Annotated in this window: 19 protein-coding genes; 10 read left to right on the top strand and 9 right to left on the bottom strand. The window is 40.4% G+C overall.

What is annotated here, in order from left to right; genetic code table 11:
* Positions 1-14: 14 nt before the first annotated feature.
* The 3 genes from QTN47_RS08610 to QTN47_RS08600 form a co-directional block, all read right to left on the bottom strand.
* On the bottom strand, positions 15-1,061 hold the full coding sequence (locus tag QTN47_RS08610) for an efflux RND transporter periplasmic adaptor subunit (RefSeq protein ID WP_369328944.1): 1,047 nt from the start codon (positions 1,059-1,061) through the stop codon (positions 15-17).
* A 9-nt stretch (positions 1,062-1,070) separates the two neighbouring features.
* Entirely contained in the window at positions 1,071-2,453 is a 1,383-nt protein-coding gene (locus QTN47_RS08605; protein WP_369328943.1) for a TolC family protein, read from the bottom strand.
* Positions 2,454-2,535: 82 nt separating this feature from the next.
* A complete protein-coding gene (locus tag QTN47_RS08600; RefSeq protein WP_369328942.1) occupies positions 2,536-3,171 on the bottom strand; it encodes a TetR/AcrR family transcriptional regulator in 636 nt (211 codons plus the stop codon).
* Positions 3,172-3,532: 361 nt separating this feature from the next.
* Between QTN47_RS08600 and def the strand changes: the two genes are divergently transcribed.
* The 4 genes from def to QTN47_RS08580 all read left to right on the top strand — a co-directional run bounded on the left by def (position 3,533) and on the right by QTN47_RS08580 (position 6,982).
* Positions 3,533-4,111 carry a peptide deformylase gene (def, locus tag QTN47_RS08595; protein WP_369328941.1) on the top strand — a complete coding sequence of 193 codons (579 nt, stop codon included), beginning with the start codon at positions 3,533-3,535 and terminating at the stop codon, positions 4,109-4,111.
* 146 nt (positions 4,112-4,257) lie between these two features.
* Complete coding sequence (locus tag QTN47_RS08590) at positions 4,258-5,184, top strand: hypothetical protein (RefSeq protein ID WP_369328940.1); 927 nt, start codon at positions 4,258-4,260, stop codon at positions 5,182-5,184.
* 319 nt (positions 5,185-5,503) lie between these two features.
* The gene (locus QTN47_RS08585) at positions 5,504-5,920 is read left to right on the top strand and encodes a MarR family winged helix-turn-helix transcriptional regulator (RefSeq protein WP_369328939.1); all 417 of its coding nucleotides are present in this window, start codon (positions 5,504-5,506) and stop codon (positions 5,918-5,920) included.
* A gap of 21 nt (positions 5,921-5,941) precedes the next feature.
* Positions 5,942-6,982 carry a phosphotransferase gene (locus QTN47_RS08580; RefSeq protein ID WP_369328938.1) on the top strand — a complete coding sequence of 347 codons (1,041 nt, stop codon included), beginning with the start codon at positions 5,942-5,944 and terminating at the stop codon, positions 6,980-6,982.
* A gap of 47 nt (positions 6,983-7,029) precedes the next feature.
* Here QTN47_RS08580 and QTN47_RS08575 read toward each other — a convergent pair whose 3' ends face one another.
* From QTN47_RS08575 to QTN47_RS08555, 5 genes are all read right to left on the bottom strand, one after another.
* On the bottom strand, positions 7,030-8,247 hold the full coding sequence (locus QTN47_RS08575; RefSeq protein ID WP_369328937.1) for a tetratricopeptide repeat protein: 1,218 nt from the start codon (positions 8,245-8,247) through the stop codon (positions 7,030-7,032).
* A 215-nt stretch (positions 8,248-8,462) separates the two neighbouring features.
* Positions 8,463-9,278: a hypothetical protein gene (locus QTN47_RS08570; RefSeq protein WP_369328936.1), complete on the bottom strand. Its 816-nt coding sequence runs from the start codon at positions 9,276-9,278 to the stop codon at positions 8,463-8,465.
* A 10-nt stretch (positions 9,279-9,288) separates the two neighbouring features.
* Positions 9,289-9,810 carry a hypothetical protein gene (locus QTN47_RS08565; RefSeq protein ID WP_369328935.1) on the bottom strand — a complete coding sequence of 174 codons (522 nt, stop codon included), beginning with the start codon at positions 9,808-9,810 and terminating at the stop codon, positions 9,289-9,291.
* A gap of 715 nt (positions 9,811-10,525) precedes the next feature.
* Positions 10,526-13,000: a T9SS type A sorting domain-containing protein gene (locus QTN47_RS08560; protein WP_369328934.1), complete on the bottom strand. Its 2,475-nt coding sequence runs from the start codon at positions 12,998-13,000 to the stop codon at positions 10,526-10,528.
* A 314-nt stretch (positions 13,001-13,314) separates the two neighbouring features.
* On the bottom strand, positions 13,315-14,670 hold the full coding sequence (locus QTN47_RS08555) for an MFS transporter (RefSeq protein WP_369328933.1): 1,356 nt from the start codon (positions 14,668-14,670) through the stop codon (positions 13,315-13,317).
* Positions 14,671-14,824: 154 nt separating this feature from the next.
* Between QTN47_RS08555 and QTN47_RS08550 the strand changes: the two genes are divergently transcribed.
* Positions 14,825-15,775 (top strand): hypothetical protein, encoded by a 951-nt coding sequence (locus tag QTN47_RS08550; RefSeq protein WP_369328932.1) that lies wholly within the window; start codon positions 14,825-14,827, stop codon positions 15,773-15,775.
* A gap of 394 nt (positions 15,776-16,169) precedes the next feature.
* The gene (locus tag QTN47_RS08545) at positions 16,170-17,105 is read left to right on the top strand and encodes a hypothetical protein (protein ID WP_369328931.1); all 936 of its coding nucleotides are present in this window, start codon (positions 16,170-16,172) and stop codon (positions 17,103-17,105) included.
* Between the two features lie 38 nt (positions 17,106-17,143).
* On the opposite strand, the gene QTN47_RS08540 is transcribed toward QTN47_RS08545, so the two are convergent.
* Positions 17,144-17,815, bottom strand: a complete 672-nt coding sequence (locus tag QTN47_RS08540; RefSeq protein WP_369328930.1) for an FAD-binding oxidoreductase — start codon at positions 17,813-17,815, stop codon at positions 17,144-17,146.
* A gap of 278 nt (positions 17,816-18,093) precedes the next feature.
* On the opposite strand from QTN47_RS08540, the gene rplK reads away from it, so the two are divergent.
* The 4 genes from rplK (at position 18,094) to rplL (ending at position 20,336) form a co-directional block, all read left to right on the top strand.
* Entirely contained in the window at positions 18,094-18,537 is a 444-nt protein-coding gene (rplK, locus tag QTN47_RS08535) for a 50S ribosomal protein L11 (protein ID WP_369328929.1), read from the top strand.
* Between the two features lie 24 nt (positions 18,538-18,561).
* The gene (gene rplA, locus QTN47_RS08530; protein ID WP_369328928.1) at positions 18,562-19,257 is read left to right on the top strand and encodes a 50S ribosomal protein L1; all 696 of its coding nucleotides are present in this window, start codon (positions 18,562-18,564) and stop codon (positions 19,255-19,257) included.
* 48 nt (positions 19,258-19,305) lie between these two features.
* Positions 19,306-19,833: a 50S ribosomal protein L10 gene (rplJ, locus tag QTN47_RS08525; RefSeq protein WP_369328927.1), complete on the top strand. Its 528-nt coding sequence runs from the start codon at positions 19,306-19,308 to the stop codon at positions 19,831-19,833.
* Positions 19,834-19,964: 131 nt separating this feature from the next.
* A complete protein-coding gene (rplL, locus tag QTN47_RS08520) occupies positions 19,965-20,336 on the top strand; it encodes a 50S ribosomal protein L7/L12 (protein WP_369328926.1) in 372 nt (123 codons plus the stop codon).
* The last annotated feature ends 65 nt before the right edge of the window (positions 20,337-20,401 follow it).

Raw genomic sequence — 20,401 nt, 5'->3', positions numbered from 1 at the left:
GTACATCGTACATTTTATTGCACTATCCTAATCGGTGATTTATCATTCAAATACGCATTGCCTGTAACGATCACAGCCTGTGCATTTTCCAATCCTTCATTAATATGTACTTGTTTATGATCGATGGCTGCGATGGTTACGGGAACTCTGGTTGCGGTTTTGTGATCATTGGTGACGAACACAAATGCCTTGCCTGCATCTGCGTCAAGTATTGCATCGTAAGGAATGGTCCACGATTTGGTTTGTTGTGACGTATTGATTGTTGCCTGTCCGAATAAGCCTGCGGCAATAACCGGAGGAACTTTTCCTGTTAATGTAATATCAATTGTAAAAGTGCCTGTTGCAGGATCAATGCCTTCTGATTTTTTTGAAATAGTTGCATCTAATGACTGGCCAGGAAGCGCATCAGTTTTTACAGTTGCTTTATCACCTGTTTTAATTACACTCCATTCTTTGTCGCTAATACCCGCCTTTAAAATCCATTGCCCCTGATGCGCTCCATTGATCTGTAACACTGCTGCGCCCGCGTTCACCACCTGGCCGTCATTGATAAATTTTTTCAGTACATAACCACTGCTTGTTGCGCGGATCTCAGAATAATTCTGGTTGAACTTTGCTGCATTCACTTGTTGTCTTGCTATGTCCAATGCTGTCTTACTGTTCTGAAATTGTTCGAGTGTGGCTACACTGTCTTTATATAAAGCTGCTGTTCTGTTGTAATCCCTTTGTGCTTTTTCATAACCGAGCTCGGCTTGCTGTACCTGTGCCGAAATCTCTGTTTGATGAAGAGTCGCCAATAATTGTCCTTTAGAAACCGCGTCACCTTCTTTTACATAAACGCGGTTTACAATGCCACCGGTTTTAAAAGAAAGATTGGTTTCGTCATCAGTAGTGAATTGTCCTGATGTGTGAATCGCGCTACCCGAAAGCTGTTGCTGTAGTTCCAGGACTTTTACAGGAATCGTGTCATTTTGTGAAACCTGCTCTTTTTGCTGTTTCGTACCACATGAGGTAATTAGCAGCAGCGTAGTAATTATGGATAGATAAGATAGATGTTTCATACCGGAGAGTTATTTATGGATGTTATAAGAAGCGGTTTGTCTTTCAAGTTCAGCAGCCGCAACAAATACTTTGTAGAGGTTGAGATTTTTTGCGAGCTGAGCTGCTGTTAACTGGTTGCGGGCATCTACACTTTCAATGAATGTATTAGTGCCAGCCTTATAGCCCTTTTCAATCAACCGCTGGTAGCTTTCTGCTGCTTCCAGCTGTTTTAAAGAGGACAGATATACTTTATAAGTCGCGACAAGATTGTTCTTAGCAGTAGACGCGGTGATGGCAAATTGCTCTGTTGCCTGTGTTAGTCCGAGCTTTGCATTTTTTACATCCAGTTCGGACTGGCGGATCTTAATGTTATTTCGATTGCCGGCAAATATGGGCATGCTTAATTGCACTCCTGCAAAGTAATAGCGTGAATCTTCATTTAACTTCCAGCCTTCGGCCTGGCTGCCCAGATCAAGAAAACCGCTTAGTTTGGGAATGGCATAGCTGCGATTCATCTTCTCAACAGTCTCATTTAATCTTACTGCCTCTTTTAGTGATTTAAGTTCTTCGCGGCTGTTGAAATCGGGTTCATTGATCAATAATGTTGAGATGGCTTGCAGACTGTCTGTCGCGTTGAAATTTGGATCAACTGATTCTTCACGCGGACGGTTCAACAAAAAATTGAAATATGCTTTTGCGTTATCTGCCTGCAATCTTGCATTGGTAAGTTGTGCCTGAATGGTCTCAATCTCGCTGTTAGATCTGAGTACATACGCCGGCAATCCCTTACCGTTATTCAATAAACTTTCATTAACCCGTTTTCCTTCTTCTGCAAGCTGTGCAGATGCTTCATAAATCTGAATAGATTGAAGTGCGCCGAGATATGCGAAGTAGGCCGTCTTGATATTCTTTACCAATTCTCTTTGATAAATCTCCACCTCATAATTCTGCAAGGTCACCTGTTGTTCCTGGATCTTTTTATTGTAGATGAGATCCGTATTCAGCAACGGCATGGTTGTATGCACTCTCGCATCATAGAAGTTGGCAGGCAGTAATTGCTGAGATACATTTTGAATCTGTGGAAACTGTTTGCTGTTGGTAAGCTGGTTCAAAGTGGAGTAAACCGGGTTCAACATGTCACCAACCGGAATATCAATACTTCTTCCGCCGTTAGCAGATTGATAGCCGGCCAAAAAATCTACAGAAGGCAGGAAAAGAGATTTTGCAGTTTGCAGATCGTTCAGTGCTTTTTCCAGCGATACCTTTTTCTGCTGCAATACGAGGTTGTTTTTGAAACCTTCATCGATATAGTTTGCAGGCACACCTGTTTGTGCGTTCGCCTTCAGGCAAAGATTTACAGTCAGGAGCAGTATACCCATAGTGGTGCCTGCCCGCTTTAGCAATGTTTTCATTTCATTGAAATTTTTGGTTTAAAGCGAATTAAATGTTCAGTGTTAATTTAGTTTACACTGTTAAGTTAAGGGGCAAAAAAAATCAGGCCATCCGTTCCAGCACAGCTATGAATGTTTCGTATACATAGTCAATTTTTGATTCCACTTCCGGTAATATGTTTTTATTCGATGTCATATGATCCAGCTGGCCGTGGATTTTCATAGTGCAAAGTCCGTGCATTGTGCTCCAGATCATTAAAGAAAGTCCGTGTGCTTCGATATTCGAAAAAAGTCTCTTTTGCTGGCACTCGAGGATGGTGTTGTATAATGCATGATAAACTTTTTCGCCTTCCTGCCAATCTTCGTCCGGGCAACCTTCCAGGTATTGCAATGGTTCTTTCATAATAAACATGAGTTCATAGAAATCACTGTTTTCCATAGCAAACTGCATGTATATGCGGCCCATCGCTTTCAGCCTTTCCATCGGATCTGAGACCATTGCGAGCACCTGGAATTTTGAAGCCAGCATTCTGAACCCTTCCTGGTGCAATGCGTAAATAATGTTATTCTTCTCCTTGAAATACAGGTATAATGCTGTAGGACTGAACTCAACTTTTTCCGCAATATTCCGCATGGAAGTAGCCTCAAAGCCTTTTTCCAAAAACAACTCTTTTGCTGCTTCCAGGATACGCTTTTTAATGTCTTCTTTATGTCGTTCTTTTCTTTCGGCTATTCCCATTGAATTAATAATTCGATACAAAAATAGTTTACAGTGTTAAGTTTCCAAATTTTTGGAGATATTTTTTTATAAACGGTTTTTGGGAACCACGGAGACAGGGCGAAAATAACGATACACGGCGTTGATTTACCATATTTCGGAAGCTCAATACGTACTGGATTAATTTAAAGCTTGCATTACTCGCCGCCGTTCATTTTCAATTTTCAAATGTCAATTGTCCATTAGGAAGCTGTTCGCTGTGCCGTCCTGTCTCTGTGGTTTAACTTAAAGCTTCTCGTAAAGTGCTATCTTTGCAGGCAATTCAATGGTATAGAGTTGAATAGGAATAGTTTAAGATAATATATTTCAATTATTTACAGATATGATTTTACCGATAGTAGCCTATGGTGCGCCAGTGTTAAGAAAAGTAGCAAAGGATATTACCCCTGATTATAAAGATCTGGCGAAATTGATCGCTGACATGTGGGAAACCATGTACGCCAGTAACGGTGTTGGCCTTGCCGCACCGCAGATTAACCGCGACATCCGCATTTTTGTTATGGATAGCGCTCAGATCTTTGAGAATCAGGAAAATGATGAGAAAGGGCAATACCCTGACGAGCCGGGCATTAAGCGTGTTTTTATCAATCCGCATGTTGTTGAGCTGGAGGGCGAGGAGTGGAGCTACAACGAAGGCTGCCTGAGCATTCCGAAAATAAGGGAAGATATTATGCGTCCTGAAACTGTAACATTGGAATATGTCGATGAAAACTTTGAACCCCATACAGAAACCTTCAATGGATTAACAGCACGCATTATTCAGCATGAATATGATCATATAGAAGGTAAGCTTTTCATAGATTACTTAAAACCTCTGCGTAAAAAAATGCTGCAGGGTAAATTGAATGATATCAGCAAAGGAAAGGTAAGGGTTGATTACAAGATGACATTCGCTAAGTAACGTTTTACGTTGTAAGTTATACGTTATACGTCGAAGCCCGGATTTTAGAGTCGCATCAACTTCGCTCTGAAAAACGTACAACGTATAACTTAAAACGTATAACGTCCTCGGGTACGGGTTTTGATTGATTAAATTAAATGATAAAGATGAAGGTTTTCTTTTCTATTGCATGTATGTTGCTGGTAATTGTGGGATATGCTCAGGATACAACAATTTTTTTTGAAGGAAAAAGTTATCGGCTTCCCGACGTAATTGTAAGAAATAACCTTGATTATAAAAGCGTTCTTCAGCGTATTAAAAACGATACAACTTTCTATAAAGCTTTTCGCAATCTCCGCGTCATTGAATATTCGGCTTACAATAATCTTCGTATGCTGGATAAGAATAATGCAGTGGCAGCCTCCTATAATAGCAAGTCTTTGCAACACAGGGAAAAGGGCTGCCGGTATACAACTGTAACGGATCAGCAGGTAACAGGCGATATGCTCGATAACAATGGTGACTTTAACTATATGAGCGGTGAAATGTTCGCCGGTTTATTTTTTTCAAAAGAAAAGATTTGTGGTGAGAACAATATTGTTAACGGCAGTACCATTTCCACCGATGGTAAAAGGGGAATTGATAAACACATAGAACAATTGAAAATGTTGTTCTTCAATCCCGGAAAAAAAATTCCCGGAATTCCCTTTATCGGGAATAAATTGGATCTGTACGACGACAATGCTCACAAGCTGTATGACTATCGCCTGGACTATGTTCCTTATAACGGTGATTACGCTTACGTATTTACAGTAAAAGCAAAAGAAGACCTTGGGATGTTCAGAAGAGATGATGTTGTTATTGATGAAATGACCACCTGGTTCGACTATAAAAACATGCAGGTACTGGCGCGTAGTTACTCCCTAAGCTATAATGCAGCCGTATATGATTTTGATGTAAAGATGGAAGTGCAGATGACGAAGATAAATGGCTTGCTTGTTCCTAAGTTTATTCGTTATAAAGGCAACTTTAAAGCGCTCTTTAAAAAGCGGGAGCGAGGAGAGTTTACGGCTACGTTGTTTGATTTTAAGTAAATTTATCAGGGGGATTCCTTGCATATTTTAATATGCAATCCCTTCAATAGTACCTGGTGCCAAGATGTATTGGTGAAAGTTTTCATTTGTGTAATGATTTATTTCGATTCTTTAAAAGAATACTCCCTTTCAAAAACGTGTTACAAAAGCCTCTCAGATGCCTGCCCAATTAATGCAAAACAGCATAATCCTCTTTCTTGAGGTTTATTTTTAAGCCAATTTAGTTAAGCCTTCATTGCAGGAATTCTTTCAACAAAAATAAAAATCAATATTTTAAAATAATATTTTTTATTTGCAAGATCATTGAGTACTCAATTATATGTCAACTATCGTAAATAACTCATTAAAGCTGTTGCTAAACCTTGCAAAGGCGCAGGTAATTATTTCACGTCGTTTCGACAGGCTGAATATGCACGGTATTGGATTCAGCGACTTTGCACTGCTCTACCTGTTGCATCAGGCACCAGGCGGCAAGCTTCGCCGTATTGATTTGGCGGAACAAACCGGGCTGACTGCTTCTGCTGTTACACGAATGCTGGCGCCGCTGGAGAAAATCGGCCTCGTTGCTCGTGAATCCAACGAAATGGATGGGCGCATTGCTTATGCCGTGCTTACAAAAACGGGAAAGGAATTGTTTGCCAATGCACTGGAAACGGCCAATGCAACAGCCCGGGATATTATTTCAAATGAAAAAGCAAAAAATCTGAAGCCGCTAATAGACTTGTTAGGTAATTAGCCACACTTAAACTATTGTCTTATGGAAACCGGATGCACCAGTTCAATCATTCCCGCTGATAAAGCGACGTTGGTAGCAAGCATTATACAGGCAACATTTGGGCAGGAGGCAAGCGCTGTTTTTTTGTTGAAAGGAGGGTTGTCTGGCGCAATTGTTTACAGAATTGTGGTGAATGGAGAATCGTACGTTTTAAAGCTCGACACCCCAGGAGAAGAGGATATTTATGCAATGAACAAAATTGCTGCAGCTGCAGGTATTGCCCCGGAGATTTTTTACGCAGATCATACACAAGGCATCAGTATCAGTGCATTCATTGATGCAAAACCAGTGAGAGCGCATTTTGCCGATCCGGTGTCGCTGGCACAGGCAATGGGAAAGCTTGTACGTAAAATGCACGATATGCCTGTGTTTAAGAAGCAGGGCGATATGCAGGGCCTGGTAAACGAACTTATCAAAAAAATCAAAGCTTCAGCTTCTGCGGTTTTTGCCGCCCCTGCATTTGATGAAACATTTTGTTATTACGAACAGGTTAACCGCGCTTATCCATGGCACGATACTGATAAAGTTGCCAGTCATAATGATCTTAATCCCAACAATATTTTATTTGATGGAGAACATATCCGGATCGTGGATTGGGACGCGGCATTTGCAAATGACCGTTACGTTGATCTGTCTGTCGCTGCTATTTCTTTTGCGAACGGTGCGGCACAGGAAAATGCTTTGCTGGAGGCTTATTTTGGAGAAGCTTTAAATGATTACAATCGTGCGCGTTTCTTTTTGATGCGGCAGATTTGCCGGATTGTTTATGCAATAATGATGTTTCAATTGGCAAATACAGCTGTCTCCGGAATAATAGGATCAAATCCGGAATCATTACATTTTACAATGGCAGATATAGGAGCATTAGCCCGTTCGGGAAAATTTGATGTAGCCACCAGTGAAGGGCAGTTTTATTATGGCATTGCGTTGTTTAACGATGCATTAAATGCCATGCGGTCAGAACAGTTTGAACCGGCTTTGCGTTTAGTACAAAGTAAGATGTTGGAGAAAAAGGGAAAGTAAAACACTCCCTTGTCCGCGCAATAGGCTTAAGGAAATATCAGGCGAACCTACTTCGCAGCCTGCTTCGCTGCAATTAATGCATCAACTTTCGCGGCCTGATCCATCATCTTCGCTTCTTCATACTTACTCTTGGCATAATTGAGGTAGCGGATATCTTCATTCTTGATGGCCTCTCCCTGATTAGAGACTACATACACATAATTGTCAATTGTTTCAATCACTTCTTTCTGCTTGCCGAGAATATCATATATGCGTGCAAGATTATAATGTAGCACAGATGAATTCGGATAGAATTCCACTGCTTTCTTTTGATAATCCAATGCCTTCAGATAATTCTTCTTTGTATATTCAAGATTCGCGTAAACATTGTAGATAGAGCCTTTGTCAACATCATTCTGACTGGCCTGCAAAGCTTTTTCAATATAAGCTTTCAATGCATCATACTGCTCATCAATAGCCATCGCATCGCCATAAAACCGTGTAAGTGAATCAAGCGCGATTGCAACGATTGACATTTTCAACGTCTCGAATTTTGTGTCCAGTATTTGTCTCGCTACGGCTACGGCAGACGGCTCAAACGCATCGGTCAGGTTGCAGCACAGATCAAGGTGCAGGCTTGAATCGTAATTGATGTTCATAAAGCGTTTGAGGGCATTGGTGGCTTTCTGATAGTCGCCTGAATCCAGCGCATCCCAATAAACGCGATACGGACTACCTGCCTCTGTTTTACTTTCCTTTGGTGCGACTGAAGGGGCACCGTTTGTAGAAAGATTGTCCAGCTTCCGCTCTATGCGGGTAAGCGTTGTTGCAAGTGTATTGAGAGAAAATGTTGATGATTGTGAAGAGTAGCCGGTGTTTTCCAGTTCAGTAATAAATTTTCTCAGGCTGTCAATCGATTCCCGGATCTTTCTGCCGTCAGAAAGATCATAGTCAATGGTTCTTATCCCGGATATATCAAACGGGATCTGTTCGCCTTTTCTTTTGATATGAATATATGGCCGGGCTGTTTCGTGCCTTCTGCCGCATTCATAAAATACATTTGGATTATGGTCGGTTAAATCAATAATACATAACTCCGCGTTTTGGACGTAGTTAATAATGTCGTCATTAATGGCGGATACGGTCAGTAACTTGTCGGCCCTTATAACTTTGAAATCAAAAATTTCAAGTGCCGGCTGTATGATCAGGTCGAAAAGGTCGTCGGCATTTTTTCTTATATCGGAGCCATCCTGTCCAATGGGAGAAATAATAAAGCAGGTTTTCATACCGGACAATTTATTAGTAAGTTAATAAATGGCCCGAACAAATGCAATAGTGCAGGAACACCTGCATTATTGCATTAAAAAGCATAAATACGGTATGTTTGGCGGTGCTTTGTAATGTGACCTTGTTCAAAAAGGTTCAGTTGTTTTGTTGTAACTGCTGATGACAGAGATGATATAACTGTATCCGAAATTTTCTTACCAGTCTGGTGCCTTGTTTATTTTTTTACTGTAACGCCATCTATGTCCGTCACGCTTACAGATCCTACAGTAAGTGTCCGGCTTGCTACGGTTCCGGTTACATTTGACGCAGATGCAATTTTTATATTGACAAACTCGCCTGCCTTGTATTTGTCAAAAGCAGTTGAGGGGATTGTAAATGTTGTTGAGCCAGCAGGGACTTCGAAATATTGAGCCCTGGATGAATCTGGAATTGTTTCTAAAAGAAATGGGGCCATCAGGATATAAGTTCTTATGCCTGCGGGTTGATTTGGAATATTGATTGGATCACTTTGTAAGCGCAGATTTTTTCCATCTGGTATGGCAATCAGCTTTCTGATATCCCATTTCAGTGAAGCACCTGTTGATTTAGAGACACTGAAATCATCACCAAATGATTTCTCGATGTCAATAAAGTTTATTGCAGGAATTGCCGGTATATTTTCTACACCATTTCCATTAATGGAGACCGTTACTTTGTTTCCAACAAAAGAAGCCAATTTTCTTTCAAAAGATGTATCCTTACTATCAGTAGTACTAAAAAAAGATGTGCTGGTGTTTGGTTGTATCTGATAGCCATCCATCGCTACCGAATTGATATTCCAGGATAATGGAAAGGTTGCTGCGACATTTCCTGCACTGCCGAAATCTCCATATTTGTTTTGGTGACTGTTTATGATAACCGTAACAAACGGCTCTAAACTGTTTAGCGAGTCTTTCTCAGTTTTTCCTGCTGTTGATATATTGCCGTGTTTATTACACGCAAAAAACGAACTTACCAGGGAAATGGTAATTATGTAGACTATTTTTTTCATGATTTTCTTTTTAACAACATGATTCTGAATATTTGTCGGCATAGGTCGTAAAGAAAAATACCGATTCTGTTCTCAATGAAAATACTCTGCGCATTACAAATTGTTTGCGCGTTGCTATTCCTCCGTTGCCAGCTACTAAAGTGCAGGCCGCTGCTGATTGAGCCCAGGTGCAATCCAGGCTTGTTAATGAAACTGAAACCTCATAAGCGCCGCTTTGAGGAACCTGTATGTCCACAGGAAAAGAGGACAGCATTTTCGTGTTGATATCCGCACTCATATAAGTTACGGTTGTCGTGGAATACCTATAGCCAGGTTCACCTGGCGGTACCACCGAAACATTAACAGAAATACGTATACCGGGACTTATTCCCGTTACGCGCGCAGGAAAACCTATTTGCTGTTTATACTCTGGGTTAGAGATGTAAATAGTGGTTGTGGCTTTTGTCCCACTCGGGCGAAATAATGGTATGCACGACGTAAGGCCTAAAAGGAAGATGGTAAATACGATGTACGATAAATATATCTTTTTCAAAGTGTATAAGATACTGTTTTACAGAACAAATTATATTCTTTGCAATATCCGACACAAGCTATATAAATAGTGGTCAGACATTATGTCGTATCGTGTTTATTTATATCCATTGGTTGTAGCGTCTTTATTTTACTGAATTTAGCTCGCTAATTGTCATTATCCACTGTAAGTAACAAAAGGTTGCAAAGCCAATCACTGTTTATTTAAATAACGTACTCTTTTAGTTCATTTTTTTACTCTCAAACACCATAAACCTCGCCAGAACTTATTTTTGTGGGATTATGATAAATTGGATTTACAGACGATAATTGAATAGCAATGTTCTATCAGAAACCGGATTGAGGAAAACACTCGTTTTAATAACATTGGCTGCTATAGTTGGCACAACTTATGCCTATGCAACATCTGATTATACAGCGAACGAAGTTGATCCGCACCTTCTGATATCGACGTGTTTTGCAACAAGGGATTATGCTGTTGAGATATGCATCGTGGGGAAGAAATGCAATAGCGACAATGCTTCTTTTTAAGACAAAAGCCTAAGGTTTCGAATGGATCTGTAAGATGTCCTTTCTTGCCTTAAGCTTTGTTGATGCAGTTCATTCCAGGCATTCATTCAGCCAGGTACGGCCACTGCTATCGGTAGTGTCCAGGTGTTAAAACTCTTGGATGATTTTATTGCTTAATTATTTCACTTTTAGATAAAAACAATTTTTTACTGAATAACAACTTTGTGTGTTACGAAAGATCCGGCTGCTGCAATTTTTGCCAGGTAAAGACCTTTGGGCAGATTGCTAACATTAAGCGTTAGCAGGTTGCCTTTGCCGATGGTTTGAAAAGATTGCATACGCATTAATTTTCCTTCCATGTTGTATACTGAAACAGATGCTGTGCCATTAACATTAGATGCCAACTGCACATTTAATGCACCACCTGAAACGGGATTAGGATAAATACTGGTTTGTAAAACTTCTTCTTTAGCAACTGCTGGTACCGCCGCCTCCAGCGTTTGTCTTTGTTGCATAAGCATAGTTCTTTGTGTGGTTGAAGCGGTGGGTGGGTTTTCAACCAGCATTACCCCGTTAATATACGCGTTGTAATTATAGCCAACAATGTTGGATGCTGTTGTTTGACTGGAACCGGTTTCAGTTTTGCTAACCAGATCAACATTCTTATAAGAGGGCGATCCTTTGACCATAAATGTTACTTTTCCTTGCACTGGCTTAATATTGCTAAATTCAATCCAGTTAACAGAAGTAGTGTTGGTGAATAATGTTTTTACGGTGCTGTCAACAACAATAGTCAGGTCTGCCGGTGTTGAAGGAGTGGTGTGGTTATAAGCTCCGAATGCAACCAGTCTGTAAGTTTTCGTATTATCCAGTCCGGAGAATTCATAACAACCTCCAGCTGCCGTTGCAACAAATCCATTTTGCAAAAAGCCCTTTGTAAGGCCGAGATAATTGTGATTAAAGACGGTGTTGTCAGTAGTAAACGACGTAGTTGTGCTCGCCTGTTTTGTAATGGTGAATTTGTAGGTTGAAGTCTGCTTGCTTGTCATATCCTTTAGCGCGGAAACTGTTTGTCCGGTTGCGCCGTTTAGTAAATAGTTATAGGATGCATCTGTAACACTATTGCCGAACTTAATAATATACCTTTTGCCGGCGTTGTTTAACTGTAAACAGGCATTTGCAAGCCTGTCGCTTAGCTTTGTTTTATCATCTCCGGCCGCTAACTGATTTACATAGGTTAGTGCTGTTTGGTATTTAAACAATGCCTGGTCAAACTTTTTTAATGATACAAACCTTTCCATCAACTCTACCTGTCTTGTTGCTGTGTATGCTTTATCCTTGCTGTATTGCAAAAACCAGTTGATAAAATTGAAAGGTGCTTTTGAAATATCGTAGCAGTTGTCGTTCCACACATTTCTACTGTGTGTGCCTCCTTTAATACATAGAAGTTCCATTGGAATGAGGGTTGGATCTTTTCTGGCATTGCTGTAATATACCGAGGTCACGACAGGGATAGTTGTTTTGTCTGTGTAATCAAAAGGGATGGTTACATCTTTATCTCCGCCTATAAACAATACGGGAACATTCCAGAGCATGCTATAATTTGAAGTAGTAAGGCTGGCAGGTCCGTTGTTAAATCCATTGGAAGAAATAGCCGCAGCAACCCTGTTCCCAATACCTTTCAGTGCTTCAAAAGTTCCGTTTGCACCGAGTGAAAGTCCGGTAACATAGATCCTGGTCGTGTCAATTCTGTAATTGGCGATGATCCAGTTCATAGCAACTTCAATCTTTGCTTTAGTCCAGCTGCCATAAGGCAATTGCGGACAAAAGATCAGGCAACTGTCAGGCTTCATTCCGTTATTGATCAGGTAGGGAAGGCCTTCGTTTACCAGCAGTTTAACCTGGTTTCTGCCTACCTCACCGAGGCCATGAAGGAAAATAATTGCCGGGTATTTTCTTTTATTGCCATTATTATACCCGGCAGGGGTGTACATATAGCCTTGCTGATCTACGGCCGTGCTATCCCATGGATTCGCTTTGCCTGAAACAATGTTGAAAGTAGTAGTATAATCCCCATTGTCTGGCTCGGGTGTTGTTGTTGGGATTTGTGTTGAATCTTTCGAAGGCACCTGTGTTGTATCTGTAGCAGGTGGAGTTACTACAGGAGCAGATGTATCTGTTGACGGAGGTGTGGGTAAAGTGTCGGTTGAAGAAGGGGGCGGAGTGGTTGCAGTCTGACCAGAAGTGTCGGTAACCGGCTGCTGTGTTGAAATATTTCCGGGAGGTGTAGCCGTGGGAAGCGTATCAACTGTTTGCACGCCCGGAATAGCATTTACCTCAGGAGAAGATTCTCCATCGCCGCTTAGGTTTACGGCTTTGATGGTGTAAAAATACTGGGTGCCGTTAACCTTGCCTTCATCAATAATTGAGTAGACGGTTGATGCGACAGTTTTAATGAGGTTTTTTGATCCTCCCGCTCGTGTGCCGCGGTAAATCTTGTAGCTTGTAACAGCCGAGCCTCCATTGTTCAAAGGTTGGCTCCAGTTAAGTGTGATTTTAGTATCGCCACCTGTGGCAGTAAATGCAGTTGGAGCAGACGATGGGGCAAATGGATTTCTTTTTGAAAGGGCACATAACGGTAACAATACCGCACATAGTGCAATACAGACAATTCTCTGCATGGGAATGGTTTTTAGAATATTGGATATTAGAATTCGAAAACTCGACTAAGCATAATTCATGAAGAATGGAGACAAACTGATTTAAGGCCTTTCATGAATATGCAAAGCATAGGGATATTGGATGTGCAAATTTAAATTGCAAAATGCGATAAAAGTTTAATGTAATATTTTTTTAATACTACTATATTGACATATGTTGACCGTAAAAAATTGTAACCGATTAACTGCTAGTTACTAAAGACAGTAAGTTGAAATTTTCAGCTTTTTAATTTTTATAAAAAGTTATTGACCTCCATCAATTGCCCTTTAACCATTTATTTTTTCTTAAGGATGGAAATCAGCCAAAGGATACCTGTAAAGGCGTAAAAGGATAAAGTGGTAACAGGTAAATAACTCAGGCTTTCGCCTGATTTGGTTATCTGCATAATTAAAGACAAAATAGAAAGTCCAAGTCCGGCACCCAAAAAATAAGATGTTGTACAAACACTGGCTGCCAACCCGTGTTGATCTGTTGGTATGTGATGCATGCTCATTACAGTTAATCCGGGAAAGGATACAGACATACCGGTTCCGGTTATACAGGCTGCTGACAATAACAATAAGGGAAGATTATAATGAAATTGCATGGATAATATCAACAATAAAGTCCCTGTAAGCATCAATGTCATGCCAAGAATACTTGTTTTTACAAGCGATAACTTTTTTAAAATACCCGGGACAACAAATTTGGAAACCAACGCAGAGCAAATGCTGAAGGGAAATAACAAAAGACCTGCGTGCGCGGCAGTGTATTGCATGTTTTGTTGAAAGACTAAAGACACAGCAAAAAGATAACCACTAAAAATAGCACCCATTAGTATAGTTACACCATTACCTGCAATAGTATGCGTGTCTTTAAACAGTGAAAAGTCGATATATGGTAATGTGATTTTTTTTGAACGGCGGATAAAAAATGCTGCGCCGGATACTGCTGCTAACACCGCGATGCTTAAAGGCAGAATATTGTTACTTATATCTCCCATCCCATGCACAATATAGGAAAGCAACAATATTACAATAATGAGCAAAACCGCAGATACCACGTCCGGGGCGGGTGGCCGGTTTGCGGGTTGATCGTTATCAATATACTTTAAAGCGAGCAGTAAGGCAAGTGCAATAACCGGAACATTAATGAAGAATACCCATTGCCAGCCCATGTGTGTCGCAATAATTCCGCCGACTGATAAACCGCATCCTGAGCCAACGGCTGCAAAGGAGCTAAATATACTGATGGCTTTATTTCTTTCCCGGGGATCGGTAAATGTATTTGTGATGATAGACATAGCCGCGGGCATTACCATCGCGGCAGCAAGTCCTTGCAGACCTCTGAAAAAAACGAGCATACCAAACGATGACGATAATCCGGCTCCAAGAGATGTGACCAGAAACAGTGCAGACCCTGCAACAAAAACTTTCTTTCTTCCAACGGTATCAGAGAGTTTGCCGCCCATTATCAGGAAACCGCCATAGAGTAGTACATATACCGTCTGCAACCATTGCATCACATCATTCTCCAAATGGAATTGTGTGCGAATCAGCGGAATGGCCAGGTTAAGAATGGCAATATCTAACGCTTCAAAGAAAACTGCCGTAGATGCAACAATCAAAATAACATTCTTTCTGCTAAACATATCTTCATCAATTCGGCCGGCAAACTTAGAATTTTATTGTTTGCCGTTGCCGCTGTTTATAATTCGAATTAATATTATTTTTTTGGATATAATATTTTAATGAGATGTAACATAATATTTTACTTTCTTTGCGGCTTATTTAACAAGTATCGCAATGAAAACAAAAAACCTGGTGACCCTTACACTAGTTATAAGTCTGCTCACGATTTTCACCGCCTGTCAGAAAGTGGCGGATATTCAACCAGAAAAACCTGTTCTTCCCGGTTTAAATGTAACCGAAAGCAATTGGGGTTTTCAATTGCCTGACTCTTCATTTGCGGGGGTAGTTGATACCGCATACACTGTAAGCAGTGAGGGCGTTAATAACATTGTTATTCAGGGTTCAGATACTGCAGGAAATTTGATAAGTATAATGCTTAGCACTAAAGAAAAAAAGTTCATAAAAGACGCTTACACTTCTTTGTATGGAAGAGCCTTTATCTCCTTTCAAACGGATACCTTTTATTACGCTTCATACAAAGATTCCGGTTCCTTTACATTCGAGATTACAAAAATTACAGATTCTGTTATAGAAGGAAATTATAAGGCGGTGCTGCTTGATAAGGCAAGTCATAAAATGATTACACTCAAATCGGGAACGATTAAGGCCTTGTTGAATTTGCCGAATAATAACGGGTCGGTTGGTCCTGTAATTCCATCTGAACCTGAAGATAATGACCCAACACATGCCTGGAAAATTAATGATGACTATTATCAAATAGATACGGTATACCGGGATAAAAGGTGGGCGGATATTTATTACGTTCTGGCGGTAGAGTCGCCAAATGCTGATTACTGGCTTGAGGTAATTTTTCAAAGGGATAAGCCTCTTGAGGATGGCATTTACACTATAAAGAACGGGGGCGAAATGGGCGAATTTGATGTTGATGCGGTAATATACAAATCTCTTGGAGATAATAGTTATTACGAATTTGGTCCAAAGGAAGGAACGATAAAAGTGTCGACTGTTGACGGCAAAAAAGTATTGCAATTTTCTAACATGGATTTCGCTGCTGACGAAGAGCATAAAATAGTCAGCATTACTTTTACCGCTCCAAAGTTTTAAATAAAAATCCCGGTTAGAAACCGGGATTTTTATTTAAAGCATATTTGGTTTAAGCGTTCCCGGTATAAGAAAAGCCGTTGTGATAAATGGAATGTGCTATAAACCAATCAAAAATTAATTGCCTGTAACCAAATATTTTCTTTTTATTTGCAATATCATTCTTGTTATGAGCGGAACGGATGCACATCCGCCGACATTACTCTACATGAAAAGTAATTAAATCTCAATACTCCTTTTTATTCCTCTGATCCTATTCTGTTTGTAAAAGACCCCTTCTCAATTCCTGTGTAAAAATGATTGTTCTCTATCCGGATAACCGAATAAACATCATTTTCTAATTAAAAGTTTGATGACGCGAAAGGCGATATTCTATTCGCTCATTTTTAATTACACCATGAAAACAAAAAGCCTATCAGCCCTTGTTCTGGCCTGTTGTTTTTTATTAGGATTTGTGGCCTGCACCAAACAGGTAGATGTTCAATCAGAAAACGCTGTTCCTTCAGGTATTCCCGTGCCCGCAAATAACTGGGCCTTCAGAATATCAGACGCAGCTTTTGGCGGAACTATCGATACTGCTTACAAAACAAGCAGCGACGGTGTTAACTCTATCATTATCCAGGGAACAGACGCATCAGGCAGTATACTAAGTATTATGATAAGCACGAGGGAAAAACATTTTATAGCAGATGCTTATACATCGCTGTATGGCCGGTCTTACATCGTATATCAGAATGATACGGCTTATTATGCGTCATATAAAGATTCCGGCTCCTGCAGTTTTGAGATAACAAAGATCACAGACTCGGTAATTGAAGGAAACTATAAAGCAGTATTGCTGGATAAGAGAACACACAAAACGATGAAGATAACATCCGGCTCAGTGAAAGCATATTTCAATGTTTCGGGCGGCAAATCTCCGAAACCAGGCCAGTCCGGAAGTGAATCTGCCGATTGGACAATCAACGGAGCTCCGGTTGTTATTGATACAGTATACGCTGGTAAAGACGAGTTAAGCGGAGATTATGTGGTTACCGTAGAATCTCCGGATGGAGATGACCAGATAGTATTGTCGTTTCCGGGAAGTAATACCTTGCCGGCCGCTGTTTACAAAGTTGTTAACGGAAGTTTTACTGCTGAAAACCAGGTGATACCCCGTCTATGGCAATACAATGGTTCAACAGGTTCTTATCATGGATATCGCGCTGTTGATGGCCAATTAACTGTGACCTTTAAAGGAAAGGACAAAATATTTCAGTTTGTTGGGTTAGGTTTCACAGATTCAAAGGAGACGAAAAAAATAAGCATCATATTTACATTGCCTCACCAGTAAAGACAGTAGGCTTACAACTAAAATTGTAAGCCCATTTTTTATTTTTCGAAGACAAGGGCTTCTGCATTTGCCCCTAATTCTTTTAACGCCTGTAAAATACTTTCGGTAAAAGCATCCGGGCCGCATACATAAAAATGCTGCGAGAAATCCTTTATATGTTGTGTCAGGTATTCCTTATTAATTCTTCCTGTAATTAACGGGCTGCTTACAGTCTCATTTGTAATGATATTGACAAAATTGTCTCCAAGCATTTCCTCAAACTCCTCCTTTAAAATAATGTCCTTTGAAGTCTTGTTGGAAAATAGCAATTTATTATTGCCAAGCTGGCTTGTCTCTTTCAGGTATCTGAAAATGGCAATAAAAGGCGTTACACCCGCGCCGCCCGCAATAAAAGTACCTTCACCTTTGTATTCAATGGCACCCCAGGCATCGGAAATTTCCAGGTGATCGCCCGTTTGGGCATGAAACAGCTCGTTGGTCACTCCATTATGATCCGTGTAAGATTTAATGGTGAATTCCAGATAGCCGGCTGATGGGAGACAGGTAAATGTAAAAGGCCGTACTTCTTTTTCCCAACCTTCCTTAAGGAGTGAGACGTCGGCCGCCTGTCCCGGAACAAATTGAAAACCAGCAGGTTTTTCAAACCTGTAAGTTCTAACATTGTGTGTTCTGGGAATGATTTCCTGAATTTCTAAGCGGTATGTTGCCATCATTATATCTTTGATGCTTTAAAGTAATCATTTTTATTGAGTTGAGTTATAGGAACATGCACTTGACCCATATCGTACACCTAAAATCGTACATCCAAAATCGTACATCGTACATATTCGCGGTACATCTTACATAAAAATGATTTCCTTCTTGTTTTTTCCAATCCTTTTACTACCTTTGCGTCCCCAAAAAGTTCTTTTTTAGTAAGAATAATTGAATTTGGGAGTCAGGAAGCTATAAAAGCTGAAAGACGTTTGAACCAATTAAATTGTAGACAATGGCAAAAGAAATCTCTGGTTTCGTAAAGTTGCAGGTAAAAGGCGGTCAAGCCAATCCTGCGCCTCCGGTAGGTCCTGCCCTTGGTAGTAAGGGTGTTAACATCATGGAGTTCTGCAAACAGTTCAATGCAAGAACTCAGGATAAAATGGGAAAAGTACTTCCTGTTTTAATCACAGTTTATACTGACAAGTCTTTCGACTTTGTTATCAAAACTCCTCCAGCTGCTGTTCAGTTAATGGAAGCCGCAAAAATTCAGAAAGGTTCTAAAGAAAGCAATCGTGCTAAAGTAGGTAAAGTTACCTGGGCTCAGGTTGAAGCTATCGCTAAAGACAAGATGCCTGATCTTAACTGCTTTACAATTGAAAGCGCGATGAAAATGGTTGCAGGTACTGCCCGTTCTATGGGTCTTAATGTTGAAGGTGCCGCTCCCTGGGACAATTAATTAAACTCCTAAAACTGAATTGAAATGGCAAAAATTACCAAAAAAAGAAAAGTAGCGGACGCGAAAATCGATAAAAATAAAATCTACTCTTTAAAAGACGCATCTGCTCTTGTTAAAGATATCAATACCACTAAGTTTGATGCTTCTGTGGATCTGCACATCCGCCTGGGAGTTGATCCTAAGAAAGCTGATCAGCAGGTTCGTGGTACTGTAACCTTACCTCACGGTACTGGTAAAACAAAACGTGTATTAGTTCTTTGTACTCCTGATAAAGTTGCTGATGCTACTGCAGCAGGCGCTGACTTCGCTGGCTTGGATGAGTTCATCCAAAAAATTGAAGGCGGCTGGACAGATATCGATGTTATCATCGCTACGCCTGCAGTAATGCCTAAAATAGGTAAATTAGGTAAAGTGTTAGGTCCTCGTAACCTGATGCCAAACCCTAAAACCGGTACTGTTACCAACGATGTAGCAGCTGCTGTTAATGAAGTAAAAGGCGGTAAAATCGCTTTCAAAGTTGACAAAGCTGGTATTGTTCACGCTTCTATCGGCCGTGTATCTTTCTCTGCTGATAAAATTGCTGCAAACGCTACAGAACTGGTTAACGCCATCATTAAGCTGAAACCATCTGCAGCTAAAGGTATCTACCTGAAAGGTGTTAGCATGGCAAGCTCAATGAGCCCCGGTATTACAATTGAAACAAAAGCATTAATGAACTAATCCTGGTGATCCTGAAAGGGAGATGACCCGGGTTCTTAAAAGTTAGTTATGACCAAAGATCAAAAAAATGAGGTGATTGAAGTTCTGAAAGAGAAATTCAGTCAGTACAATAACTTCTACGTTACAGATACAGAATCTTTAACAGTAGCACAGATCACAAAATTACGCCGTGCTTGTTTTGATAAGCAAGTGGAAATGAAAGTGGCTAAAAACACTTTGATCCGCAAGGCGCTTGAATCAATCGACGCTGAAAAATATTCTGGCGTTTATGATTCTCTGCACAACGTAACTGCGTTGATGTTCTCTGAAAATCCTAAAGAACCAGCTTTGATTTTAGCAGGTTTCCGTAAGGATAGCAACGGTACAAAACCTGAGTTAAAAGCAGCTTTCATCAACGGCGATATCTATGCTGGTGACGATAACCTGAAAGCATTAACTCAGATCAAGACGAAGAACGAGCTTATCGGCGAAGTTATCGGCTTGTTGCAGTCTCCTGCTAAACGTGTTCTGGCTGCTTTGTTGCACCACCACGAAAAACAGGCTGAAGGCGCTACTGCAGAACCAGCAGCTGAATAGTTTTCAATTTTGGATTAACTGAAAAAGGCAATCAAATAATATTGCTGATTTCAAATCAATAAAATCAAATTTTTTTAAACAGTCCGACGGATCCGCCTGGCGGATATGAAGCCGGAAAAAATTTAAACATTATGGCAGACGTAAAAGCTTTAGCCGAACAACTAGTAGGCTTAACAGTAAAAGAAGTACAGGAATTAGCTGATGTATTAAAAGCTGATTACGGTATTGAACCAGCTGCAGCAGCAGTAGTAGTAGCTGCTGGTGGTGGCGATGCTCCTAAAGTTGAAGAAAAAACTGCATTTGATGTAGTATTGATCAGCGGTGGTGCTAGCAAACTGAACGTAGTTAAAATCGTTAAAGACTTAACAGGTTTAGGTCTGAAAGAAGCTAAAGAATTAGTAGACGGCGCTCCAAAACCAGTTAAAGAAGGCGTTTCTAAAGCAGAAGCTGATGAAATCGCAGCTAAACTGAAAGAAGCTGGTGCTGACGTTGAAGTAAAATAATTAGCTATATCTTACTTTATAAAGGGCCTCGTTCTGAATGGAACGGGGCTTTTTATTTAGGCACG

It is taken from the genome of Danxiaibacter flavus (genome assembly GCF_041060425.1).
In the GTDB taxonomy this organism is placed as follows: Bacteria; Bacteroidota; Bacteroidia; order Chitinophagales; family Chitinophagaceae; genus Danxiaibacter; species Danxiaibacter flavus.
The sequence above is the reverse complement of the archived record's forward strand: the minus strand, read 5'-3'. Positions and strand labels throughout refer to the sequence as shown.